The organism is Aequorivita sp. CRS11, assembly GCF_059693805.1.
In genome coordinates, this window is sequence record NZ_JCATIG010000003.1 from 258,171 (window position 1) to 281,431 (window position 23,261).

The 23,261-nt window shown below is 38.8% G+C and carries 24 protein-coding genes; 17 read left to right on the forward strand and 7 right to left on the reverse strand.

Annotated features, from left to right (window positions below; all coding sequences use genetic code 11):
- Positions 1 to 42: 42 nt before the first annotated feature.
- From hemJ to AC58DT_RS07150, 7 genes are all read left to right on the forward strand, one after another.
- On the forward strand, positions 43 to 582 hold the full coding sequence (gene hemJ, locus AC58DT_RS07120) for a protoporphyrinogen oxidase HemJ (protein ID WP_497216183.1): 540 nt from the start codon (positions 43 to 45) through the stop codon (positions 580 to 582).
- Positions 583 to 705: 123 nt separating this feature from the next.
- Positions 706 to 2,163, forward strand: a complete 1,458-nt coding sequence (locus AC58DT_RS07125) for a sensor histidine kinase (protein ID WP_497216184.1) — start codon at positions 706 to 708, stop codon at positions 2,161 to 2,163.
- 44 nt (positions 2,164 to 2,207) lie between these two features.
- On the forward strand, positions 2,208 to 2,990 hold the full coding sequence (locus tag AC58DT_RS07130; protein ID WP_497216185.1) for an enoyl-CoA hydratase/isomerase family protein: 783 nt from the start codon (positions 2,208 to 2,210) through the stop codon (positions 2,988 to 2,990).
- Positions 2,991 to 3,006: 16 nt separating this feature from the next.
- On the forward strand, positions 3,007 to 4,830 hold the full coding sequence (locus AC58DT_RS07135) for a Xaa-Pro dipeptidyl-peptidase (protein ID WP_497216186.1): 1,824 nt from the start codon (positions 3,007 to 3,009) through the stop codon (positions 4,828 to 4,830).
- Positions 4,831 to 5,058: 228 nt separating this feature from the next.
- A complete protein-coding gene (locus AC58DT_RS07140) occupies positions 5,059 to 5,541 on the forward strand; it encodes an Hsp20/alpha crystallin family protein (RefSeq protein WP_497216187.1) in 483 nt (160 codons plus the stop codon).
- 133 nt (positions 5,542 to 5,674) lie between these two features.
- Positions 5,675 to 5,908: a hypothetical protein gene (locus AC58DT_RS07145; protein ID WP_062620676.1), complete on the forward strand. Its 234-nt coding sequence runs from the start codon at positions 5,675 to 5,677 to the stop codon at positions 5,906 to 5,908.
- A gap of 87 nt (positions 5,909 to 5,995) precedes the next feature.
- Complete coding sequence (locus AC58DT_RS07150) at positions 5,996 to 7,066, forward strand: PA0069 family radical SAM protein (protein WP_497216188.1); 1,071 nt, start codon at positions 5,996 to 5,998, stop codon at positions 7,064 to 7,066.
- A 4-nt stretch (positions 7,067 to 7,070) separates the two neighbouring features.
- Here the strand turns inward: AC58DT_RS07150 and AC58DT_RS07155 are convergent, their stop codons facing one another.
- From AC58DT_RS07155 to AC58DT_RS07170, 4 genes are all read right to left on the reverse strand, one after another.
- Positions 7,071 to 7,733, reverse strand: coding sequence for an HD domain-containing protein (locus AC58DT_RS07155; protein ID WP_497216189.1), 663 nt, complete (start codon positions 7,731 to 7,733; stop codon positions 7,071 to 7,073).
- Positions 7,733 to 8,473: a lysophospholipid acyltransferase family protein gene (locus AC58DT_RS07160; protein WP_497216190.1), complete on the reverse strand. Its 741-nt coding sequence runs from the start codon at positions 8,471 to 8,473 to the stop codon at positions 7,733 to 7,735. The genes AC58DT_RS07155 and AC58DT_RS07160 overlap by 1 nt, the downstream gene beginning before the upstream one ends.
- Positions 8,474 to 8,555: 82 nt before the next feature.
- On the reverse strand, positions 8,556 to 8,792 hold the full coding sequence (locus AC58DT_RS07165) for a hypothetical protein (protein ID WP_497216191.1): 237 nt from the start codon (positions 8,790 to 8,792) through the stop codon (positions 8,556 to 8,558).
- A gap of 15 nt (positions 8,793 to 8,807) precedes the next feature.
- Entirely contained in the window at positions 8,808 to 9,218 is a 411-nt protein-coding gene (locus AC58DT_RS07170) for a BrxA/BrxB family bacilliredoxin (protein WP_497216192.1), read from the reverse strand.
- A 224-nt stretch (positions 9,219 to 9,442) separates the two neighbouring features.
- Between AC58DT_RS07170 and AC58DT_RS07175 the strand changes: the two genes are divergently transcribed.
- From AC58DT_RS07175 to AC58DT_RS07210, 8 genes are all read left to right on the forward strand, one after another.
- Positions 9,443 to 10,174: a TerB family tellurite resistance protein gene (locus tag AC58DT_RS07175; RefSeq protein ID WP_497216193.1), complete on the forward strand. Its 732-nt coding sequence runs from the start codon at positions 9,443 to 9,445 to the stop codon at positions 10,172 to 10,174.
- Between the two features lie 142 nt (positions 10,175 to 10,316).
- Positions 10,317 to 10,973, forward strand: coding sequence for a metal-dependent transcriptional regulator (locus AC58DT_RS07180; protein ID WP_497216459.1), 657 nt, complete (start codon positions 10,317 to 10,319; stop codon positions 10,971 to 10,973).
- A 46-nt stretch (positions 10,974 to 11,019) separates the two neighbouring features.
- A complete protein-coding gene (locus tag AC58DT_RS07185; RefSeq protein WP_497216194.1) occupies positions 11,020 to 11,925 on the forward strand; it encodes a metal ABC transporter solute-binding protein, Zn/Mn family in 906 nt (301 codons plus the stop codon).
- Between the two features lie 16 nt (positions 11,926 to 11,941).
- A complete protein-coding gene (locus AC58DT_RS07190; RefSeq protein WP_497216195.1) occupies positions 11,942 to 12,682 on the forward strand; it encodes a metal ABC transporter ATP-binding protein in 741 nt (246 codons plus the stop codon).
- Positions 12,683 to 12,753: 71 nt separating this feature from the next.
- A complete protein-coding gene (locus AC58DT_RS07195) occupies positions 12,754 to 13,122 on the forward strand; it encodes a four helix bundle protein (protein WP_497216196.1) in 369 nt (122 codons plus the stop codon).
- A 161-nt stretch (positions 13,123 to 13,283) separates the two neighbouring features.
- The gene (locus AC58DT_RS07200) at positions 13,284 to 14,402 is read left to right on the forward strand and encodes a metal ABC transporter permease (RefSeq protein ID WP_497216197.1); all 1,119 of its coding nucleotides are present in this window, start codon (positions 13,284 to 13,286) and stop codon (positions 14,400 to 14,402) included.
- Complete coding sequence (locus AC58DT_RS07205) at positions 14,395 to 15,555, forward strand: metal ABC transporter permease (RefSeq protein ID WP_497216198.1); 1,161 nt, start codon at positions 14,395 to 14,397, stop codon at positions 15,553 to 15,555. Before AC58DT_RS07200 ends, AC58DT_RS07205 begins: the two co-directional genes overlap by 8 nt.
- Positions 15,556 to 15,658: 103 nt before the next feature.
- Positions 15,659 to 16,075: a hypothetical protein gene (locus AC58DT_RS07210; RefSeq protein ID WP_497216199.1), complete on the forward strand. Its 417-nt coding sequence runs from the start codon at positions 15,659 to 15,661 to the stop codon at positions 16,073 to 16,075.
- A 401-nt stretch (positions 16,076 to 16,476) separates the two neighbouring features.
- On the opposite strand, the gene feoB is transcribed toward AC58DT_RS07210, so the two are convergent.
- The 3 genes from feoB to AC58DT_RS07225 form a co-directional block, all read right to left on the reverse strand.
- Positions 16,477 to 18,576 (reverse strand): ferrous iron transport protein B, encoded by a 2,100-nt coding sequence (feoB, locus tag AC58DT_RS07215; protein WP_497216200.1) that lies wholly within the window; start codon positions 18,574 to 18,576, stop codon positions 16,477 to 16,479.
- A gap of 6 nt (positions 18,577 to 18,582) precedes the next feature.
- Positions 18,583 to 18,810, reverse strand: a complete 228-nt coding sequence (locus AC58DT_RS07220; RefSeq protein WP_062620684.1) for a FeoA family protein — start codon at positions 18,808 to 18,810, stop codon at positions 18,583 to 18,585.
- 109 nt (positions 18,811 to 18,919) lie between these two features.
- Positions 18,920 to 19,585, reverse strand: coding sequence for an SCO family protein (locus tag AC58DT_RS07225; protein ID WP_497216201.1), 666 nt, complete (start codon positions 19,583 to 19,585; stop codon positions 18,920 to 18,922).
- A 126-nt stretch (positions 19,586 to 19,711) separates the two neighbouring features.
- On the opposite strand from AC58DT_RS07225, the gene AC58DT_RS07230 reads away from it, so the two are divergent.
- On the forward strand, positions 19,712 to 21,649 hold the full coding sequence (locus tag AC58DT_RS07230; protein ID WP_497216202.1) for a M1 family aminopeptidase: 1,938 nt from the start codon (positions 19,712 to 19,714) through the stop codon (positions 21,647 to 21,649).
- Between the two features lie 207 nt (positions 21,650 to 21,856).
- Complete coding sequence (rseP, locus tag AC58DT_RS07235) at positions 21,857 to 23,182, forward strand: RIP metalloprotease RseP (protein ID WP_497216203.1); 1,326 nt, start codon at positions 21,857 to 21,859, stop codon at positions 23,180 to 23,182.
- Positions 23,183 to 23,261: the final 79 nt, after the last annotated feature.

Consider the following 23,261-nt stretch of genomic DNA (forward strand, 5'->3'; position numbering starts at 1 on the left):
TTTTAAAACCATAATTTTAGAAAAGTTTTTTAGAAAAATTTGATGGAACAATATTATCCGTACATAAAATCCCTTCACCTAATATTTATAATCACTTGGTTTGCGGGGCTTTTTTACATTGTTAGGCTCTTTGTATATCAAATCGAAGCTTCAAAAAAACCTTCACCTGAAAAGGAAATCCTGGGCAAGCAGTTAAAAATTATGGCCTCGCGCCTGTGGAACATCATTACTTGGCCCAGTATGATATTGGCTGTTTTCTTTGGAATCTGGTTGCTGTTAATGCGTACCTTTTTCTTGGCAGACGCCTGGATGCAAGTGAAACTAGCATTTGTAATACTCTTGCTTATTTATCACTTTAAATGTCACAAGATTTATAAACAGCTGCAAAAAGGGGTGGTAAAGCATTCGTCTAATTTTATGCGCCTTTTTAACGAAGTGCCCACTATTATACTGTTTGCTGTAGTTTTTTTAGTTATTCTGAAAAGCGCCGTCAACTGGATTTATGGTACTGTAGGCATCCTCGTCTTTGCAATTTTATTGATGATGGGCTACAAAATCTATAAAAGAATTCGAGAAAAATAATTGTGCTTTTTGGAGTTTGGTATTTATTTTTTGGTGCTTTATTTGGTATTTGGAATTTCCAAGTTTGTAATTTTCCGTTTACGGTGTAATTATTGCTATCTTTCATTTTTCAAATTAAAGTGAATGTATTTTTACAAAAAATCGCTTCGCACCCGCATCTTCCTTTCAATGTTCCTTTTGGTTTTGGGAGCTTCGGTACTTATCGCCATCGTTACGGTTTTTCAGTATAAGGAAGAAGCGCAGGATTACCACCGCGACCGCTTATTGCGAAAGGAAGCCGCCATTCGCGAAAACATCAACTACATTTTAAAAACCACGACCTACCCTGTTGAAACGGCTCAAATTCCGCTGATATTTAAGGATAAAATCTATGAAATTAAAGACATCCACAGTCTTGAAATTTTTCTGTACGACTTGGAAGGCAATCTTTTAAAATCTTCAAAACCCTCTTTTTTTAAAGATACCGTTTCCCCAAAAATGCCAGAATATGCTCTGGAAATGCTTCAAAATTCGCCCACCAAAAGTTATATAAAGGAATTTGAGGAAGGAGGGCAAAAGTACCAATCATCATACACCTACATTACCGATAGTTATTTTAAACCCTTGGCAATTCTCAATCTGCCGTACATTGAAGACGACGGTTTTATTACCAAAGAGCTCACAGAATACCTCTACCGTTTGGGAATCGCTTACTTTTTTATGTTGGGAGCGGCTATTGCCATTTCTTATTTTCTTTCAAAATACATTACGCGTTCCCTAAAAGAAATAAGTGAAAAACTTTCCGAAACGCGCTTTGATACCCGAAACAAAAAAATTCATATTAACGACACGCCCCAAGAGATTTCCCTGCTTATAAACTCGTACAACGGAATGATCGACGAACTGGAAAACAGTGCCGCGCAACTCGCCGCCAGTGAACGGGAAACCGCTTGGCGCGAAATGGCAAAGCAAGTAGCACACGAGATTAAAAATCCGCTTACGCCAATGAGACTTACCGTACAAAGTTTTCAACGTAAATTTGATTGCAACGACCCCGAGATTGATAAAAAAATGGCGGAATATACAAACACACTACTTCAGCAAATTGACACCTTGAACTCAATTTCCTCGGCGTTTTCAACCTACGCAAAAATGCCCGCACAGCAGGATGAAACCCTAAATGTTGTAAAAATAAGCAAACTGGCGTTGGATATTTTTAATGAGGATTATATCTATTTCTTTTCGGAAGAAGAGGAGGTACGGGCACGTTTTGACAGAACCCAACTTATACGCGTGGTTACCAATTTGGTGAAAAACAGTATTCAGTCCATAGCACAGAAAAACCCTGCCGAGCCGCGGATTGATGTGCTGGTACAGCTTGAAAATACTTTTGTGAATATACTGGTTTCCGACAATGGAATAGGTGTTCCCGAAGAAAATAGAAACATAATTTTTGAACCCCAGTTCACCACTAAAACCAGCGGCATGGGCCTTGGGCTGGGTATGGTAAAAAATATTGTGGAAACCTATGGCGGTACCATCACACTATATTCTTCTGAAGAAAAAACCACTTTTAAAGTTTCGTTTCCCGCAATGCTTTAAGGTTTTTAGTAGCTTTGTATTTCGCGTAAAAATTTAAAAATCCTATGAAATTTCAAAACATACTTTCCGAAACCGAAAACGGCATCACAACCATTACCATCAACCGTCCTTCAAAACTGAACGCGCTGAATCGCGAAACAATCCAAGAGCTGCACGATGCTTTGGAAGAAGCTGAAGATTCAGCCAAAACAAGAGTGATCATCATTACCGGTAGTGGCGAAAAAGCTTTTGTTGCTGGCGCAGATATTAGTGAATTTGCAGATTTTTCTGTTGAAGAAGGTGGAAAATTGGCAGCAAAAGGGCAGGAACTCCTGTTTGATTTTGTAGCAAATTATTCAAAACCCGTAATTGCTGCCGTAAACGGGTTTGCCCTTGGCGGCGGACTTGAACTGGCAATGGCGGCACATTTCCGCATTGCTTCCGACAACGCAAAAATGGGACTTCCCGAAGTTTCACTGGGCGTAATACCCGGTTATGGCGGCACACAACGTTTACCCCAACTTGTTGGTAAAGGTCGCGCCATGGAGATGATTATGACCGCCGGAATGATTGATGCCAACCAAGCGCTTCAATACGGTCTTGTAAACCACGTAACTACTCTTGAGGAATTGATTGAATTCACCAACAAAATTGCAGGAAAAATTATGAAGAATTCTTCCGTTGCTATTGCATCCGCAATTCGGGCAATCAATGCAAACTTTGAAGATGGTGAAAACGGATTTGAGGTGGAAATAGAGGAATTTGGAAACTGTTTCGGCACCGAAGATTTTAAGGAAGGCACCCAAGCGTTTCTTCAGAAAAGAAAGGCTGAGTTTCCAGGGAAATAACTAATCCAATAATAGCATGAAAAAATATATTCTTTTAAGCTTCGCTATAATTTGCACATTTACAGTTATAGCCCAAGAAAAAGCCGAACCGTGGTTTAAGGACGGCGAGGCCCAAATTGTGCCCGCTTTTGAAAATCAACAAGATTGGATACGAACAGATTTATGGGTTGAAACTACATTTGACACCGATGGCGATGGCAGGCCAGACCGCATGCACGTTGACGTTACAAGACCCAAACAAACAGAAGATGGTTTAAAACTTCCTGTAATTTATGAATCAAGCCCTTATTTTGCAGGCGTTGCACCAAATGTGGAAGGCGCTTTTTATGATGTCCATCACGAATTGGGTGCGGTGGGGAAAGACATTGTGCATCCTTCGGTAACGAGAACAGGAAAACGCCCTATTATTTCGAATTCACAGATTAAAACCTGGGTTCCACGTGGATATATTGTAGTTCACTCTTCTTCGCCGGGAACAGGGCTTTCACAAGGCTCCCCGACCGTTGGCGGTGACAATGAATCGTTGGCTCCAAAAGCAGTTATCGATTGGTTGAACGGCCGCGCGAAAGGATATACAACTCCCGACGGGACTGAAGAGGTAAAAGCATATTGGACCACCGGAAAAGTTGGGATGACGGGAACTTCGTATAACGGCACAATTCCGCTTGCTGCCGCAACTACTGGCGTTGAAGGTTTAGAAGCTATCATTCCCATTGCGCCAAACACTTCGTATTATCACTATTACAGAAGCAATGGTTTGGTACGCTCCCCTGGTGGGTATTTAGGAGAAGATGTTGACGTACTTTACGATTTCATCCACAGTGGCGACGAATCAAAAAGGGCACATAACAATAAAGTGTATCGCGATACCGAAATTAAAAATGGCATAGACAGAAAAACGGGTGATTACAATGAGTTTTGGGCTGGGCGTGATTATTTAAACGATATGAAACCAATGAAAGCCGCGCTGTTTATGGCGCACGGTTTTAATGATTGGAATGTAATGCCGGAGCACAGTTATAGAATTTATAAGGCTGCAGAAGAAATGGGGCTTCCAGTAAAAATCTATTATCATCAATACGGTCACGGGGGGCCGCCGCCACTTTCCATGATGAATAAATGGTTTACGAAATATCTCTTCGGAATTGAAAATGATATTGAAAAAGGCCCAAAAGCTTGGATTGTTAGGGAAAATGATAAAAGCGATAATCCTACACCATACCCAAACTACCCAAATCCAGATGCGGAATTAGTTAAACTTTATCCCATTTCCACCTCACCAAATGATGGAATTTTGTCGCTCGAAAAAAAGAGTACTGTGCAATTACATGCTATGTTGAGAGATGACTATAATTTTTCTGGTGATTCACTTGCACAACTTTCAGGTTCCATTCATAGATTAATATTCACAACTCCTATTTTAAAGGAAGATTTACATCTTTCGGGACTTTCTAAACTGAACATTAAATTAGCAAGTAGCAAACCCGCTGCAAATCTTTCCGTATGGATGGTTTCCTTGCCTTGGAATACAGACAAGAATGCAAAAATAACCGACAATATTATTACAAGAGGTTGGGCAGATCCGCAGAATTATAAATCCATTACTGAAAGTGAGCCGTTGGAGCCTGGAAAGTTTTATGAAATGTCCTTCGATTTAATTCCGGATGATCAAGTAATTCCAGCAGGGCAGCAGATTGGTTTGATGATTTTTTCGAGTGATAACCAATTCACCCTTTTGCCAGAACCGGGGACTATTTTGACCGTTGATTTGGACAAAACTACACTTGAAATTCCAGTTGTTGGTGGGAAGAATGTACTCATTAAAGCAATGTCCAATTAATTATTGTCCTCCTAATTCAAAAAAGCTTTAATCAATACATATAATTTCTGAAAAAAAGTCATTTTTCAATGTCAAAATGGCGGTGAAATTTTATTGCAAAAACCGTTTAAAGCATTCTTTTTGTTAAAAATTTTTAAACTTTTTTCGGCGAAAATTAGCAGAGCGATTTTGGCATTTCTTTTGTTCAATTTCAAATAAATTAATTGTTTAACTTAAATCTTAATTATTATGAACACTTTAGTAAATGTTCCTAAAAATGGAGGTTTGACACGAACAAATACTGACCGTTCTTCAACCCTCCCCACTTTGTCCTCTTGGATTGAAGACATTTTTAACAGGGATTTACCTTCCGTATTTTCTCAGAATTTCAATACCGGAATGAGCCTTCCAAAAGTAAACATTAAAGAAACCGCAGATGCTTATTTTGTGGAAATGGCTGTCCCTGGACTTAAAAAATCAGATTTCCAGATAGATTTGGACAATCAAATACTTTCCATCGCTACCGAAGTGGAAGAAGAAAACGAAACAAAAGAGCAAAACTACACCCGTAGGGAATTTGGTTATTCTTCCTTCAAACGAAGCTTCACCCTTCCCGAAACGGTTGATGATGGAAAGATTAAAGCAAATTACAATGAGGGTATTTTAAGTATCCATCTTCCAAAGAAAGAAGAGGCAAAACAAAAACCCCCAAGAAATATTAAAATTTCCTAAACTTTATTTCTTGGCTAAACATCTTAGGGCTCATTTGGAGCCCTTTTCTTTCCAACATAGCAAGCTAGTAATATTTTAAAATAGAATTAGCTAATATCATTTTTTTGATGTGGTACCATTAATAATGAAGATTATGATAACTAGAAAATTTAAGCCCGGAGATTGGGTAAAAATTAAAGGAAAAAACGATTCGCCTAAAATGGAAATACTGAAATATATTTCAAAAGAAGACCCCATTACTGGAATAACTAATAATGACAGTGTTGTAGAATGTGTCTATTATAAAAGTGGCGAACGCTTTACGCGTTCCATCCACCAAAACCGACTTTTAAAACTGCGTGAAACAGGAGGGATTTATAAAGCATAAATTAAATTAATGGATTTATTCCAATAGAAAAAGGATTTATTCCAAATAATAAGTAACTTTGAAGAAACCTATCTTCAAAGTTTTTTTATGTCCGCTGATTTTTTAAAAGGCCGTGGTGCCCAGAAAAATATACATAACCGATTCTTCGAAAACAGCCACGAAGTATTGGATGAATATCTTAATTTCTGTGAAGCGGAAGGCGAAGAAGCCGATAACAACAAAACAAACTATATTGAGGTTTTTCCCAAGTCTTTTGTAAACAAAGTTGACAGCCCCGATGTGGGGATGGGGTTTTCGGCAAACCCATATCAGGGCTGTGAGCACGGTTGTGTGTATTGCTATGCACGGAACAGCCACGAATATTGGGGTTATGGAGCCGGTCTCGATTTTGAGCGGAACATTCTTTTTAAGAAAAATGCGCCACAACTTTTAGAGGAAAAAATAACTTCGAAGAATTGGCAGGGAAATACTGTCGTTTTTTCGGGAAATACGGATTGTTATCAACCGCTGGAACGCAAACTTGAAATAACCCGAAAATGTTTGGAAATAATGCTGAAATGGAAACACCCAACGGGCATTATTACCAAAAATTCTCTCATTCTCCGCGATTTGGATATTTTAAAAGAGATGGCAAAATTGAATATAATTTCAGCAAACATTTCAATCACTTCCCTTTCTGAAGAAACCCGCAGATTGCTGGAACCGCGAACGGCGAGCATCAAACAACGACTGAAAACCGTGGAAACACTTTCGGAAAATGGCATTCCCGTTCGGGTCATGATGGCACCGATTATTCCTTCACTTAACAGTCACGAAATACTTCCTTTGGTAAAAAAAGTGGCAGAACTTGGCGCAATAGATGTTGGTTATACTATTGTGAGATTGAACGGCCAAATTGCTGAAATCTTTAATGATTGGGCCCACAAAACCATCCCCGATAAAGCAGAACGAATCTTAAACCAAATAGCAGAATGCCACGGCGGAAACCTCAACGACAGCAATTGGGGAAGGCGAATGAAGGGTGAGGGAACCATCAGCGAACAAGTGAAAGACACGATGGCAATTGCAAAAAAGAAGTATTTAAAAGACCGAAAAATTGAACCGCTTGATGCTTCGCATTTTTTACAACTTAAAAACCCGCAGATGAAGTTGTTTTAAAGTTTTATTTCTTTCCTTCCCACTCAGCATAAAACTGTTTCAGAAAAGTTTCCATAAAAGCATGTCTTTCTTCTGCAATTTTTCGACCGGTTTCGGTATTCATCCGGTTTTTTAAAAGAAGGAGTTTTTCATAAAAATGATTGATTGTGGGCGCATCGGAAGCTTTGTATTCCGAAGGCGTCATATGCAAATTGGGTTTAATTTCGGGGTCGTAAAGCTTTCTGTTTTTAAAACCCCCATAATTAAAAGTACGTGCAATTCCTATTGCTCCCAACGCATCGAGCCTATCGGCATCCTGCACAACTTCCAATTCCTTTGAATGAAATTTTTGTGTTTGATTTCCACCTTTATAAGAAACATTTTCAATGATTTTTATAACGTGTGCGATTATTTCTTCGGAAATATTCTGGGTTTTTAGAAATTGACGGGCCTTTTTTGGTCCAATGGTTTCATCGTCATTGTGGAATTTGGAATCGGCTATATCGTGCAGCAATGCGCCGAGCGAAACGATGGTTCTGTCAACTTTTTCACTTTCGGAAATGAGTAAAGCGTTTTTATAAACCCGTTCAATATGGAACCAATCGTGGCCACCTTCGACGTTTTGCAATTCGTTTTTAACAAATGCAATTGTGTTCTTAATAATTTCTTCCGAAGAAAATGAAGCCATTATTTATGGATTTTTGAAGTGATGATTTCTTCCACTTTGTCAATCAGTGTTTCCACTTCATAATCGGCAATTTTTATTGCGGGATGCGCGGTCATTTCCAAACGGACGCCCATTTGCATCGGGAACATCCCCCAGCGTTGTAACTTCCAGGAATTATTGAAGGTAACGGGAATAACATAACCATCGGGCACTTTTTTTAAAAGCGTTTGCAATCCGGTTCTTCGAAAAGGCTTGGGCACACCTGTTTTGCTGCGCGTTCCCTCGGGGAAAATAACGCCGCTTCGCTTAAATTTCTGAAGGTATTTTGAAAACTTCACCATTTCAACAATAGCTTGCCTCGGGTTTTTTCTGTCGATCAAAATAGAGCCGCCGTGCCTCAAATTATATGAAACGGAAGGAATTCCCTTCCCTAATTCCACTTTAGAAATAAACTTGGGATGGTATTTCCGCAAATACCAAGTAATAGGGGAAATATCCCACATACTTTGGTGGTTTGAGACAATGATTATTGGGACATTATTCGGGATGCTGGTGTTAATATCTATATGGAAGGTAGTACCCAGCACATTTAAACAGCGAAGCAGCGTCCAGTTTAAATAGTCAACACTTTTTTTATGTGCTGTGTACCCAAACCAGTTAAAGCAAATCCATTGTATGGGATGGAAAATAACGATTGTAATACCAAAAAGCAGGTAAAACAATACCGTAAAGGGATAACTTATTATTTTAGAGAATGCCATCATTTCCATTCAAAAGTAAGAAAACCGCCCTTAAAAAGACGGTTTTTCGTGTTCGACTATTTCTGTTTTCAAAATCGAAAAATTAATTTTTCGATTTCAACTTAGATTTCGATTTGTTCTTCAACGTATTTCGGTCTATGTAAATATAATTGTAAACACACAGTCCGATAATTAAGAACCAAAACGCCCGATAAAGCCAATCATTTATTTCCTTTCCAAATAAATGGGAAACCTTAGGGTCTTCATAAATGTTAAAGGCAAGTGCGCCAAAAGCGAGTATGCCAACAACTATGGTCAAGGGTTTGTTGAGCTGTATCAAAATCTTTTTGGCTACTTAGCAATATTCGTTATATGCACCTTTTAGGTTTTCGGCAATCATTTGTGCAGGGCGGCCTTCAATATGGTGCCGCTCGAGCATATGAACCAATTCACCATTTTTGAACAAGGCCATGGAAGGCGAGCTTGGCGGAAATGGAACCATATTGGCCCTGGCGGCATCCACGGCTTCGCGATCAACGCCCGCAAAAACAGTTACCAAATTATCGGGCTTTTTTGAATTGTTTAAAGACATTGCGGCACCGGGACGCGCATTGGCAGCAGCACAACCACAAACGGAGTTTACAACTACCAAAGTGGTTCCTTCTTTTTTCAAAGCCTCTTCAACGTCATTTGCTGTATGTAGCTCAGAAAAACCTACTTTCGTCAGGTCTTCGCGCATGGGTTTTACTAGTTCGGGTGGATACATAATGTTTTGAATTTTATTGTATTAAATTAAGATTGCAAAGATACGAAATTTGAAAACGAAAAATTTTCAAATAAATCCCAAATTAAAAGCTCCAAATTCCAAATAAAACTTAAAAAGAAAACACTATTATCAATTAATCAATTTGTTTTTGGAATTTGGGATTTGAAATTTGGAATTTTAAATAGTTACCTTTGTCGGCTTATAAAAAGAAAAATTACAATTTCATGCTTCGTTGGTTATTGGCCGTTCTAGGTTATTTTGTGTATCGATTTCCGGGTGCTATCGTTGGGTTTATTTTGGGAAGCTTATTGGATAATCTGAGCGTAAAGGGAGGAAGATTCCAAACTTCCTTTGGCACATCGCCACAACAAGTTACACCAGCAGATTTTGAATTGAACCTGCTTTCATTGGCCTCATTGGTGATAAAAGCAGATGGAAATGTGAGCCAAACAGAACTTGATTATGTTCGTCAATATTTTGTACAAGCTTATGGGCGGGAGCGCGCAAATGCTACCTTTAAAGTTTTTAACGAAGTAATAAAAAACCGTGAAATTTCGGCCCAAAACATTTGTTCGCTTTTGCGTCAAAGAACACGTTATGAAAGCCGATTGCAAATTCTACATTTTTTGTTCAGTATTGCAAATGCCGATGGCAGTGTTTCAACTGCTGAAGTAAATGAGATCAATAGAATTGCAGGGTTTTTGGGAATTTATGGTCGCGATTTTGAAAGTATCAAAGCGATGTTTTTCAAAAATCCAGACAGTGCCTACAAAATTTTGGAAATTGAAAGAACCGCCACTAATGCCGAAATTAAAACGGCTTACCGCACTATGGTAAAAAAATACCATCCTGATAAACTTCAACATATGGATGAAGCCTACCAAAAAGGAGCCCAGGAAAAATTCACAAAGGTTCAGGAGGCATATGAGCAGCTTCAGAAGGAACGCGGATTTTAATTACTTTCCAAAACTAATATTCAGCTAATTATTTTTGAAAATAGCATTAAAGTTCAAGAGTAATTTTCATTTTATGCGTTATTTTAGCCTTGGCTAAAAATAAAATATAGGTTAATTGAAAAATGTTTTTACTTTTGTACATATGTTTACATTAGCCGAAGAAAATTATATGAAAGCCATATTTCACTTAGAGCATGAAAGCGCAGGTGAAGTAAGTACTAATGCTATTGCTGAAAGTATGGCCACCAAGCCCTCTTCTGTAACGGATATGATTCAAAAATTGGCAGAGAAAAAGCTGGTAGTTTATAAACGCTATAAAGGAGCGAAATTAACCGAAAAAGGCAAAAAGATAGCTGCCAACGTTATTAGAAAGCATCGGCTCTGGGAAGTTTTTTTGGTAGAAAAATTAAACTTTCATTGGGACGAGGTTCACGAAATTGCGGAGCAGCTCGAACACATTCAATCGGAAGAATTAATTACCCGCCTCGATAAATTTTTGGGCAGTCCAGATTTTGACCCCCACGGCGACCCCATTCCCGACAAACACGGCGTTTTAAAACGAACAGAGAAAAAACTGCTTTCAGAAATTGAGAAAAATCAAAAGGGCGTTTGCGTAGGCGTGAGAGAAAGCAGCGCAGACTTTCTACAATATTTGGATAAGAAAAAAATCAGCATAGGCACTAAAATTACGGTGCTTGGCAAGGAATTTTTTGATGGCTCTATGATAATCCAAGTAGGTAACCAACAGTTTTTTATTTCGCATAAAATTGCTGAAAATCTGTATGTTCAAACACTTTAACAGGTTTTACAGTTACAATGCTCTTTCAAATTAATAGGAATTGAAAATGAAAAAATTAATAATCCTTATCGTATTAACGTTTGCTTTCAGCTGTAAAAATGCGCCAGAAGACAACGAAAAACTAAAGGTTGTTACCACAACAACCATGCTTACCGATTTGGTTTCTGAAATTGGTGGTGACCATATTTCACTGCAAGGACTTATGGGCGCCGGTGTAGATCCGCATCTTTACAAGGCCAGTGAAGGCGATATTTCGAAACTTTATAAGGCCGATATCATTTTTTACAGCGGCCTTCATTTGGAAGGAAAACTTGTGGATATTTTTGAAAAAATGGAGGGCAAAAAAAACACTGTCTCCTTGGGAGACAGATTGCCAAAGAATGAATTGATACCTTCGGAATATTTCGCTTCAAATTATGATCCGCATGTATGGTTCAATATTCAGTTTTTTAAGCAATTTGCGCAACTTGTAACTGATGAGCTTTCAACAGCAGATCCTGAAAACGCAGAAAGCTATTCTGAAAACAATAAAAAATATCAGGAAAAACTGGATGCGCTGGAAAGTGAAATTAAAGCGACCATTGCAACCTTGCCAGAGGAAAAGCGCATTTTGGTTACCGCCCACGACGCCTTTAATTATTTCGGAAAGGCCTATGGGTTCAATGTTGTTGGATTGCAGGGAATTTCCACCGCAACCGAAGCGGGTGTAAAAGACGTTCAAAATCTTTCAGAATTTATAATTCAGAATAGTATTAAAGCCATATTCGTAGAAAGTTCGGTGCCAAGACGCACTATTGAGGCGCTGCAACAAGCGGTGCTTTCAAAAAACCACAATGTTGAAATTGGCGGTTCCCTTTACAGCGATGCGCTTGGTAGCACCGGAACGGAAGAAGGCACCTATATCGGGATGTTCAAATACAACGTAAATACTATTGTAAACGCCCTTAAATAAAAACAAATTTTAAAGAATGCATGATCAAAAACTGGCAGTACAGATAGATGATCTTACCGTAGCCTATAATTACAAACCGGTGCTATGGGATATTGACCTGTCTGTGCCCGAAGGGGTTTTAATGGCAATCGTTGGTCCAAACGGGGCGGGAAAATCTACATTGATAAAAACAATTTTGGGCATTATAAAACCCATTGCCGGAACAGTTTCCATTTATGGGAAACCCTATTCAAAACAACGGAAATTGGTAGCCTATGTTCCCCAAAAAGGAAGCGTGGACTGGGATTTTCCCACTACCGCACTTGATGTAGTGATGATGGGTACTTATGGAAGTTTAGGTTGGATAAAACGACCCGGGCAGAAGGAGAAAAAGATTGCCTTGGAATCCATGGAAAAAGTGGGGATGCTCACCTATAAAAACAGACAAATAAGCCAATTGAGCGGCGGACAGCAACAACGGGTATTTTTGGCCCGAGCTTTGGCACAGGACGCAGCTATCTATTTTATGGACGAACCCTTTCAGGGGGTTGATGCAACAACCGAAATTGCCATCATCAATATTTTAAAGGAATTACGAAAAGCAGGTAAAACGGTAGTTGTGGTCCATCACGACTTACAAACCGTCCCAGAATACTTTGATTGGGTAACCTTTTTAAATGTGAAAAAAATAGCCACTGGTCCCGTAAAGGAGATTTTTAATGATGATAACCTTACCAAGACGTATGGGATTAACTATAAAGTGGCGGTTAATAAATAGTCTTTAGACGGTAGTCGATAGACGGTAGAGGGTGGACGGTAGAATTTAATGATTTGTAAAAAGATACAGTTATGGAAAATCCTAAATTTAAATTTGAAGAATTGACGGTTTATCAAAAATCACTGGATTTTGTGGATGATGTATATTCAATTACGAAAAAATTTCCGAAAGATGAATTGTATGGATTAACATCACAATACAAAAGAGCATCGGTTTCCATTTCATTAAATATAGCTGAAGGAGCTGGTGATACCGATACGCAGTTCAACAGATATTTACAAATGGCTTGGGATTCATCAAAAGAATGCGTTGTGTGCTCTACCATTGCTAAACGGCAAGGTTTTATTTCGGAAGATGATGATAAGGCCGCAAGAATAAAACTATCAGAATTAGCGAAAATGACGATTTCACTCCAAAAGTATCTTAAAAAAAGTAAATAGAGGGTAAACGGTAGACGGTAGACTATTGAAAAATTCGAAATAATAAAAAATCTCACTTAAAAAGTACGAAATAACAAACCCAAGACCAAACCCACTACCGACTACTGTCTAAAGACTACCGACTAACTAAAGACTACCGACTAAAAAAACTGTCCACTAAAATGCAAGAATATTTCAACTTACTCTGGACCGATTACACCCTGCGCACCATAACGCTGGGCACGGCAGTGCTTGGGGCAATTTGTGGTATGCTGGGAAGTTTTGCAGTACTTCGGAAACAAAGTTTATTGGGCGATGCCATTTCACACGCAGCCCTTCCGGGCATTGCATTGGCGTTTTTAATTACAGGCGCTAAAGATTCAGGAATTTTATTGCTGGGTGCTTTGGTTAGTGGGTTAATTGGAACATTTTGGATTAGGGGAATTACTTCAAAAACACATCTTAAAAGCGATACCGCACTGGGCTTAATTCTTTCCATATTTTTCGGTTTCGGGATGTTGTTGCTTACATTCATTCAAAAACAACCCAATGCCAACCAGGCTGGATTGGATAAATATCTTTTTGGCCAAGCCGCGACCCTTGTGGAGAGTGATGTGCGATTGATGATTATCGTGACTGGAATTTCACTTTTTGTAATGCTCCTTTTTTGGAAGGAATTCAAAATACTTCTATTTGATGCAGATTACACCAAAACTCTTGGTTTCAACACCAAATTTATTGATGTACTGATAACCTTTTTAATTGTACTCGCTATTGTTTTAGGACTTCAAACCGTGGGAGTTGTGTTAATGAGCGCCATACTATTAGCACCTGCGGCGGCAGCTCGGCAGTGGACCAACAATCTGGGAACTATGGTTTTGTTTTCGGCTTTAATAGGAGCTTTTTCAGGAGTATTTGGAACTGCAATAAGCGCCAGTCAAAACAACCTTTCTACCGGGCCGGTAATTGTTTTGGTTGCTGGAGTATTTGTGCTGTTTTCCTTTATATTTTCCCACAAGAGAGGACTTCTGTTCCGTGAGATCCGTTTTCGTAAAAATCGTACAAATTTAAAGCTTATGAAAACCCTGCAGTTTATGTACGGCATTGCTCAAGAACACGAAAATATTTCGCATCCGCACGCTATTCGTATTCTGAACAATTTTCAAGGTTTTACAAAAGGTTCGCTTAAAAAGTTAGAGAATGAGGGCTGGATTGTCATAGAAGGGCATCAATGGGCAATGACCCCAAAAGGCTACAAACAGGCAAAGGAAATGTACAATCAAAAACCAATGAATGAGTAATCCGCAGATAGAAATACAGCTAATTGCAGCCATTGTGGCCATGGCCTGCGCCATTCCGGGTGTGTTTTTGGTACTTCGGAAAATGGCTTTAATAAGCGATGCTATAAGCCATTCTATACTTCCGGGCATTGTAATTGGTTTTTTTATAACACAAGATTTAAATTCCCCTTTACTTATTCTTTTGGCCGCATTAACAGGTGTTATCACCGTTGTCATGGTAGAGTTTATCCAAAAAACCGGATTGGTTAAAGAAGATACTGCCATCGGTCTTGTTTTTCCTGTTTTGTTTAGTATTGGCGTTATACTTATTGCAAAAAACGCAAACGATGTACATCTTGACGTAGATGCTGTATTGTTAGGTGAACTGGCCTTTGCACCTTTTGACAGAATGATGGTGGGAGGTGCGGATTGGGGCCCAAAATCTCTTTGGGTAATGGGAAGCATTTTATTTATTACGGTAAGCCTTTTAATATTGTTTTTTAAAGAATTAAAAGTAACCACTTTTGATGCCGGACTTTCTTCGGTATTAGGTATTTCCCCTGTGGTTATGCATTATGGGCTGATGTCGGTTTCTTCTGTGACCGTTGTGGGCGCCTTTGATGCGGTTGGAGCAATTCTAGTAGTGGCTCTAATGATAGCACCCGCAGCCACGGCCTATTTGCTTACCGAAGACTTGAAAAAAATGATCGGGCTTTCAGTACTATTCGGTGTCTTTTCAGCAATTGCAGGCTATTGGGTTGCCAATTTTCTCGACGCCTCCATTTCTGGGTCTATAGCTACAACTTTAGGAGTAATCTTTCTGATTGTATATTTATTCGCTCCTAAAAAAGGGCTTATTTCAGTTTTGTATCGGCAGAAACAGCAACGCATTGAGGTTTCACTCATAACATTTTTGTTGCACTTAAACCGCCACGAAGAAGAAAGTGAAAGACATATCAATCACCTTCAAGAGCATATTAATTGGCAGGCTGTTCGTGCTAGAACCGTATTGGATTTAGCAGAAAAAAATAATCTCGTGGAAATAAAGAACGACGTGGTTTCCCTTACTGAAAAAGGATTGGCTTTCACCGAAAAATCGTTGGAATACATTATTAGCAACAAAGATGAAAAGATAGAGCCTATGAAAGAAGATTTCTTCCTTTTCCGGGGATAATATATACCGAAATTCGGGCAATGCAGAGATCCTTGATTTTTAACAACTGGTTTTTTGGCACTATTTTTTAATGTATCTTTAAAATTGATAAATCATATAAATAATGAAAAACTCACTTTTAGCAATCATCATGCTTTTTTCAACTTTTGCTTTTGGCCAAGAAGACTCCGCGGAAACCCCTAAAATAGCCGTAAAAGTTCCCAAAGGGGAAACCATAATTTTAAAAGGCATTTCCATTAAATTTATGGAGGTGGTGGAAGATTCCCGTTGTCCCGAAGGTTTGGACTGTATCTGGGCCGGACGAGCAATTGTTAAGGCAAAAGTTACCACAAATGGAAAATCTGAGGAAAAGCTGTTAACTTTTGGAGAAGTAAGACCTGGGGAGGAAAAAAATACAAACCTCTATAGTTCCGCAACATTCGCTATTAATGGATTGTCCTTAAAACCATACCCCACTACTGAAAGCGTAGGTAATATAAATAACTACGTTTTATTGGTTTGCGAAGAGAAGAATAAGTAATTAATGACAGCCGCAATCTTTTTTGCCACATTTGGTTTTACCGCCATCAAGCGTGCCACTTGAGTTTTGACGCGATTCAAAAATTGGGTTCCAAACAAACTTTTTAAGCAAAAAGCCTGCTGCAATGGAAAACGTTATTAATACCAATATTGTTTGCATAGTGCAAAGATAGTTTAAAGAATTTCAAGCCACAACTATGGCTATCTAGAAAGAGCACTGTACCAAACTATGCCTTCGAAGTTAACGAAAACTGCATTTGCCACAGTCAGAATGATCTCCTGGTTTATTCTTTTTTTTTGCGGTTTCAAATGGACTCCAGACAAAGCGAGTTATAAGAGAGCACACTGCTACTATAAAGGCTACCAAGACAAGTAAAGTTTGCATAACAAAAGAATTTTATTCTATTTCAAAAATTGATAGGCTGCCAATGCTACAACATAGGCAATGGCGCTCATAACGAACAACTGCCACATAGGCCATTTCCAACTGTTGGTTTCTTTTTTTACAATTGCCAAGGTACTCATACATTGCATTGCAAAAGCATAGAACAGCAGTAACGAAACTCCACTTGCAAAATTGAAGAGTGGACCGCCCAAAACTGGATTTATTTCCGCAGCCATTCTATTTTTAATTGTCTCCTCTTCCTCACTTCCTACGCTGTAAATGGTTGCAAGGGTACCCACAAAAACTTCCCGTGCGGCAAAAGAACTTACAATGGCAATTCCAATTTTCCAATCGTACCCTAATGGCCTAACGGCAGGTTCAATAGCGTGACCTATTCTTCCTATATAGGAATGTTCCAGTTTATAGGAATCTATATGCATATCTATTTCTTCCTGAGAAAGATTTTGCGAAGCATATTCATTTGTAATAATTTCTTCAGCATTGTTAAAATTTCCCGGGCCATAAGACGCCATTACCCATAGAATTATCGAAATAGCAAGAATTATTTTTCCTGCTCCAAAAACAAAAGCTTTGGTTTTTTCAACTACGGTTATAATTACGTTTTTAGGCAAGGGCAGCTTATAATTAGGCATTTCAACCACAAAAAAACTTTTGCTGCGTATTTTTAAAATTTTGTCGAGCAAATAGGCTGAAAATATAGCGGCACCAAACCCCAAAATATACATAAACATTAGGGTAAGCCCTTGCAGGCTGAAAATTCCCAAAACTCGGGTGTCGGGAATTACCAAAGCAATTATTATTAAATAAACAGGCAACCGAGCTGAACAGGTTGTGAAAGGTGTAACCAAAATGGTTATCAATCGTTCCTTCCAATTTTCAATATTACGGGTAGCCATAATTGCTGGAATAGCGCAGGCAGTTCCCGCAACAAGCGGCACCACACTTTTTCCGCTGAGCCCAAAACGGCGCATGACGCGATCCATTAAAAAGACCACACGGCTCATATAGCCTGTTTCTTCCAAAATTGAAATAAAGAGAAAAAGAAACGCAATCTGCGGAATAAAAATAACGATTCCGCCAAGTCCCGGAATAATTCCTTCAGCTATCAAATTTGTAAAATCCCCTGCCGGTAATGTGTTTTTGGTCCATTCGCTTAAAGATGCAAAGGTGCTGTCTATAAAATCCATGGGGTAAGAACTCCAATCAAAAATAGCTTGAAAAATAAGGAGTAGAATTCCGAAGAAAATAACATATCCCCAAACCTTGTGGGTCAAGATACGATCCAACCGGCTTCTTAAATCCTTTGCGTTTGCAGTGTCTATATGAAGGGTCTGCTTTAAGGTCTCATTTATAAACTGATACCGCGCCACCGTTTCCTTTTGTTGAAGTCTTTTCAGATTGCTCACAGATTCGGTTTGAAAGGAAGCTACCCCCTTTAATTCATTTCGGTCCAATTTTCCAAAATTGACGTCTTGGGTTATTACCAACCATAATTTATAAAGATCTTGGTTGGGAAATGCTTTTCGCAAACGGTCAAAATATTCGGGAGAAATGCTGGAAGCGTTCAAGCAGGGTTTTGTGGAAAGCTGGTTGTAGTTTTCTATCAATTCCTTTAAATAATCAAAGCCAAGATTTTTGCGTGAGCTGATAAGTGCAATTTTGGTTTGCAACTTTTCTTCAAGCAAGGGTATATCTAATGTTATGGCTTTCCGCTTCATACGGTCAGACATATTTATGGCAAGAATGGCAGGGATGCCCAAATCTTTTATTTGTGTGAAAAGTAGTAGATTTCTCTTAAGGTTTTCTACGTCGGCAACTACTACTGCAACATCGGGAAAGTCTTTATCGTTTTTGTTTAGCAGCAGTTCTATTACCACATTTTCGTCCAGTGATGAAGCGTTAAGGCTATAGGTTCCCGGTAAATCGAGAATGTGGACTTTACAGGCTCGGCCAAATTTGCAGGTACCCTGTTTTTTTTCAACAGTAATTCCGGGATAGTTCCCCACTTTTTGGTTCAGTCCAGTGAGCCGATTGAACACAGAGGTTTTTCCAGTATTTGGGTTTCCAATAAGTGCAACGTTTATGTGCTTTGCCATTATTATTTATATCAATTCAATTTCAATCTTGCTGGCCGTTTCCTTTCGAATGGCTAGATGGCTTCCGTTGATGTTCAAATATAGCGGATCATTGAAAGGAGCCATTTGTACCAAAGAGACCTCATTACCGGGTAGACAGCCCATCTCCAATAGCTTTAAGGGAACAACATCTATTGAAAATTCCTTGATAATGCCGCGTTGCCCTTTTTTAAGTGAAGCAATAGTAATGACCATCTTTTTATTTAGATTGATTTTAAACAAGGCAAAAGTAAAGGAAAAAAAGGACGTGGGAAAAGACCTTTTGAGATTTTTTAGGCACTGCCGTTTTTCAACCTGCAAGAAATTAATCTTCCTGTTTCAAAATTTGGATATCTGCCAATAATTTTTCAATGGCCTCGGGATCTGTACCGTCGTAAAAACCACGGATTCGCTTCTTTTTGTCCACAAGTATAAAATTTTCGGTATGTACCAGATCGTTTTCGGAATAGGGAACATCCTTTGCCGCGAGATACGATTTTCTTGCGAGATCGTAGATTTCCTTTTTATCGCCAGTTACTAAATTCCATTTGGCATCATCCACACCTTTTTCCATTGCGTATTTTTTAAGTTGTGCAACACTGTCTATCTCTGGGGTTACGGTATGTGAAAGAAGTAAGACCTCATTATCGTTTTTCAATTCTTCTTGAATTTTCACCATATGGTCTGTCATGATAGGGCAAATGGTCTGGCAAGTAGTGAAGAAAAAATCTGCCACGTAAATTTTATCGCTGTAATCTTTTTGGGTAATCATTTTGCCGTTTTGGTTTGTAAGGCTAAAATCTGCAATAGTGTGATATTTCTTCACGTATTGAAGCGTGCTGTCCACAAGTTCTGTTGAAACATCTGCCGGCTGATAGATTTTTAGCACTTCTTTCGGCTTCAATATTTGATATATTACAGAAATGATAATGATGGAAAGCACCAATAAAACAACTGCTAAGAATTTATATTTTTTGAAGAAAGTAAGCATTGCGTTAAATTTTAGACTCAATTAATAGATTTGGCTGCAAAAATAAGTTCTAAAGCTATTAAAATGAATACATTTAACATCATAAATTCTATACACAGAATCTAGATTAATCAATCTTGTTTTATTATGAAAACATTACTACTCCCCATTTTAATTTTGATTTCCTTTTTATCCTTTTCCCAGAATTTTCATTCAGATGATATCACCGAAGCTGAAGCAAAAGCTGCAACTGGTTGGTTTGGAAAACCAGTAAATATGAACACAGGGAATTATGACCTAAAATACCACAGATTGGAATTTACGGTAAATCCTTCTCAGGCATTCATTACCGGGAAGGTCACTTCGCATTTTGTGGCCAAGGAAAATATGAATACCATAACCTTTGAACTTGTTGATAACATGACGGTTTCACAAGTTACACAGGGCGGAACGCCCCTTAGTTTTACCCAAAATAATGATGATGAGGTTGTAATTACGCTTCCACAGATGCAAGCTCAGGGCGTATTGGATTCACTATCGGTAAGCTATTCCGGTAACCCCGTAAGCTCAGGTTTTGGTTCTTTTGAAACAGACACCCACAATGGTGATCCCGTGATGTGGACGCTTTCGGAGCCATTTGGAGCAAAAGCATGGTGGCCTTGCAAACAAGATTTGAACGATAAGATAGATATGATTGATGTTTATATTACCACTCCGCGTTTCAATCCTTCAAATGAAGAATATATAGCCGTCGCAAATGGGCTGGAAATAAGTCAAACAATTAATGGCAGTAACAAAACTACACATTATAGGCACCAATATCCTATTCCCGCATATTTGATTGCCATTGCAGTAACCAATTACACGGTATATTCACATACTGTTGACAATAACGGCAATCCTTTTGAAATTGTAAATTACATTTATCCCGAAGACCTTTCATACGCACAGTCACGTACACCTGTAACCGTGGATATTATGAATTTATTTGCAGATCTTTTTGAACCCTATCCTTATGCTAATGAAAAGTACGGCCACGCACAGTTTGGCTGGGGTGGCGGCATGGAGCACACAACGGTTTCGTTTATGGGCAGCCTTAGCCGTGGGTTGATTGCACACGAACTTGGTCACCAATGGTTCGGTGATAAAGTTACTTGTGGCAGTTGGCAAGATATCTGGCTGAATGAAGGTTTCGCCACATATCTTTCAGGACTCGTTATTGAAGATTTTGATGGTCCATCAGATTTTAGATCATGGAGGCAGGATAAGATAAATTCCATCACAGATTCGCCAGATGGGTCTGTGTATGTGCCAGCGCAGGATACAACTTCGGTCAATCGAATTTTCAGCAGCAGGCTTAGTTACAATAAAGGCTCCATGGTGCTGCATATGCTTCGCAAAAAACTGGGCGATGCAGTTTTCTTTCAAGGTTTGAAAGATTATTTGGCAGACCCTACTTTATCTTACGGCTACGCTAAAACTCCAGACCTCATCAGAAATATGGAAGCCGCTGCAGGAGGTGAGGATCTTTCGGAATTTTTTAACGATTGGATCTATGGCGAAGGCTATCCGCGATATACTATTAGATGGAATCAAGCTGGCGGGCAGTCGAATATAAATGTGGTGATTTCCCAGACCCAAAGCCATTCATCGGTTTCATTTTTTGAGGCGCCCGTTCCATTGCGGATAAACGGAACGCAGGGAGAAACCTTGGATATTGTGCTGGACAACACTACAAATAACCAAGCATTTCAGCCAGCAGTGGGCTTTACGGTACAAAATGTTCAGTTTGATCCCGATTATCATTTAATTTCCCGCAGCAACAATGTGGTTTTGGGAACCGAAGATTTTACACTGGATCAACAATTTATTCTTTATCCAAATCCAACTTCGGGAATAGTCAATTTGGAAAAACCAGCTTCTATAAATATTCAAAATATCAATATTTATAATACTTTGGGGCAATTGCTATATTCTGAAAAATATTCAGGAACGGTTGATATTTCGAAATTCTCAAAAGGAATTCTATTTTTTCAAATAGAAACTTCAGAAGGCACAATCAATAAAAGAATAGTAAAGGAATAAAACGTTTTTCCATACAAACGTTCTTCTAAAAAAACAATAAATAAGCGGGAACCTACCCGCTTATTTTTTTTGCAAGCTCTAAAAGGTTACTTTTGTGCGATTTTTTGCTGAACCTGACACTGGCAAGCAAAAAAAAAATTTAGGCTCGATTTTGGTAATGAGTGATTTTAAAATTGAGCTTTTTATAAAATATTTATTTAAAAAACTATGAGTCCATTTGCTGTTAAAGCTATACAACTTCTTTTAAGTTTATCATTATTGATCGTGCTGCACGAATTGGGGCACTTTATTCCCGCAAAACTATTTAAAACCCGTGTAGAGAAATTCTACCTCTTTTTTGATGTGAAGTTTTCGCTCTTCAAAAAGAAAATTGGCGAAACCGTTTACGGAATCGGCTGGTTGCCTTTGGGCGGTTACGTGAAAATCTCGGGAATGATAGATGAGAGCATGGACAAAGAGCAGATGGCGCAGCCACCACAACCGTGGGAATTCCGAAGCAAACCGGCCTGGCAACGATTGATTATCATGCTTGGGGGCGTAACGGTAAATATTATCGTGGGCTTTGTAATTTATATGGGAATACTCTACTTCTACGGAAGAGATATTACCACAAACAATGATATTCCACAGGGTTTTGCTGTTACCGAGCAATTTAAGGAATACGGCTTTCGTGACGGAGACCACATATTAAACGTAAATGGCGAACCGTTGCAGGACGTAATGGACATTAACAGATATATTTTCTTGCGCGATGTTTCAAAAGTAGAAGTAAAACACAGCGACGGTACTGTTGAAACCATTTCAGTTCCGGAGGATGCGGGAACAAAAATGTTTCAAAACGACACACACTTTCCGTTTACACCAAGGCGTTTGGCAATTTTAGATACAGTACTTGCAGACCATCCTGCCGGCAAAGCCGGTTTTCAGAAAAATGATAAAATTATTGCTGTAAATGGAACATCTGTTCAATTTTATGATGAATTCCAGAATCTTACCTTAAAAGATAGAGAAAACACTATTGTTGTATCTCGTGAGAACCAAGTGGATACCTTGCGGGTAACTCCGAACGAAAAAGGAATAATTGGTGTTAATTCATTTGGTAAGGATATTGTTCCACAAATAGGTAAGACCGAAATAAAATATACTTTTGGTGAGAGCATTGTGGGCGGCATTACTTTCGGCTACAATACGTTGAAGGATTACGTAAAACAATTCAAATACGTCTTTACTTCCAAGGGCGCCACACAAGTGGGAGGCTTTGGGGCCATCGGCAATCTGTTTCCCGATGCCTGGGACTGGCAGAGCTTTTGGGCAACTACGGCATTGATTTCCATCATTCTTGCGTTTATGAACATTTTGCCCATTCCTGCCTTGGACGGGGGTCACGTAATGTTTCTTTTATATGAAATGGTTACGGGACGTAAACCGAACGACAAATTTATGGAGTACGCCCAAATGGTTGGGTTCTTCATTCTAATAGCCTTGGTACTCTTCGCCAATGGAAATGATATTTACCGATGGTTGTTTGAATAAAACCAATTGATTATACCATTTAAAAAATACTTCGGATTTTTCTGAAGTATTTTTTTTGATTATTTTGATGACGTTTCAT

What these genes read in the sequence shown, in the direction of transcription:
- hemJ (WP_497216183.1), top strand. Translation starts at nt 43, where the DNA reads ATGGAACAATATTATCCGTACATAAAATCCCTTCACCTAATATTTATA.
- AC58DT_RS07125 (WP_497216184.1), top strand. Translation starts at nt 706, where the DNA reads ATGTATTTTTACAAAAAATCGCTTCGCACCCGCATCTTCCTTTCAATG.
- AC58DT_RS07130 (WP_497216185.1), top strand. Translation starts at nt 2,208, where the DNA reads ATGAAATTTCAAAACATACTTTCCGAAACCGAAAACGGCATCACAACC.
- AC58DT_RS07135 (WP_497216186.1), top strand. Translation starts at nt 3,007, where the DNA reads ATGAAAAAATATATTCTTTTAAGCTTCGCTATAATTTGCACATTTACA.
- AC58DT_RS07140 (WP_497216187.1), top strand. Translation starts at nt 5,059, where the DNA reads ATGAACACTTTAGTAAATGTTCCTAAAAATGGAGGTTTGACACGAACA.
- AC58DT_RS07145 (WP_062620676.1), top strand. Translation starts at nt 5,675, where the DNA reads ATGATAACTAGAAAATTTAAGCCCGGAGATTGGGTAAAAATTAAAGGA.
- AC58DT_RS07150 (WP_497216188.1), top strand. Translation starts at nt 5,996, where the DNA reads ATGTCCGCTGATTTTTTAAAAGGCCGTGGTGCCCAGAAAAATATACAT.
- AC58DT_RS07155 (WP_497216189.1), bottom strand. Translation starts at nt 7,733, where the DNA reads ATGGCTTCATTTTCTTCGGAAGAAATTATTAAGAACACAATTGCATTT.
- AC58DT_RS07160 (WP_497216190.1), bottom strand. Translation starts at nt 8,473, where the DNA reads ATGGCATTCTCTAAAATAATAAGTTATCCCTTTACGGTATTGTTTTAC.
- AC58DT_RS07170 (WP_497216192.1), bottom strand. Translation starts at nt 9,218, where the DNA reads ATGTATCCACCCGAACTAGTAAAACCCATGCGCGAAGACCTGACGAAA.
- AC58DT_RS07175 (WP_497216193.1), top strand. Translation starts at nt 9,443, where the DNA reads ATGCTTCGTTGGTTATTGGCCGTTCTAGGTTATTTTGTGTATCGATTT.
- AC58DT_RS07180 (WP_497216459.1), top strand. Translation starts at nt 10,317, where the DNA reads ATGTTTACATTAGCCGAAGAAAATTATATGAAAGCCATATTTCACTTA.
- AC58DT_RS07185 (WP_497216194.1), top strand. Translation starts at nt 11,020, where the DNA reads ATGAAAAAATTAATAATCCTTATCGTATTAACGTTTGCTTTCAGCTGT.
- AC58DT_RS07190 (WP_497216195.1), top strand. Translation starts at nt 11,942, where the DNA reads ATGCATGATCAAAAACTGGCAGTACAGATAGATGATCTTACCGTAGCC.
- AC58DT_RS07195 (WP_497216196.1), top strand. Translation starts at nt 12,754, where the DNA reads ATGGAAAATCCTAAATTTAAATTTGAAGAATTGACGGTTTATCAAAAA.
- AC58DT_RS07200 (WP_497216197.1), top strand. Translation starts at nt 13,284, where the DNA reads ATGCAAGAATATTTCAACTTACTCTGGACCGATTACACCCTGCGCACC.
- AC58DT_RS07205 (WP_497216198.1), top strand. Translation starts at nt 14,395, where the DNA reads ATGAGTAATCCGCAGATAGAAATACAGCTAATTGCAGCCATTGTGGCC.
- AC58DT_RS07210 (WP_497216199.1), top strand. Translation starts at nt 15,659, where the DNA reads ATGAAAAACTCACTTTTAGCAATCATCATGCTTTTTTCAACTTTTGCT.
- feoB (WP_497216200.1), bottom strand. Translation starts at nt 18,576, where the DNA reads ATGGCAAAGCACATAAACGTTGCACTTATTGGAAACCCAAATACTGGA.
- AC58DT_RS07220 (WP_062620684.1), bottom strand. Translation starts at nt 18,810, where the DNA reads ATGGTCATTACTATTGCTTCACTTAAAAAAGGGCAACGCGGCATTATC.
- AC58DT_RS07225 (WP_497216201.1), bottom strand. Translation starts at nt 19,585, where the DNA reads ATGCTTACTTTCTTCAAAAAATATAAATTCTTAGCAGTTGTTTTATTG.
- AC58DT_RS07230 (WP_497216202.1), top strand. Translation starts at nt 19,712, where the DNA reads ATGAAAACATTACTACTCCCCATTTTAATTTTGATTTCCTTTTTATCC.
- rseP (WP_497216203.1), top strand. Translation starts at nt 21,857, where the DNA reads ATGAGTCCATTTGCTGTTAAAGCTATACAACTTCTTTTAAGTTTATCA.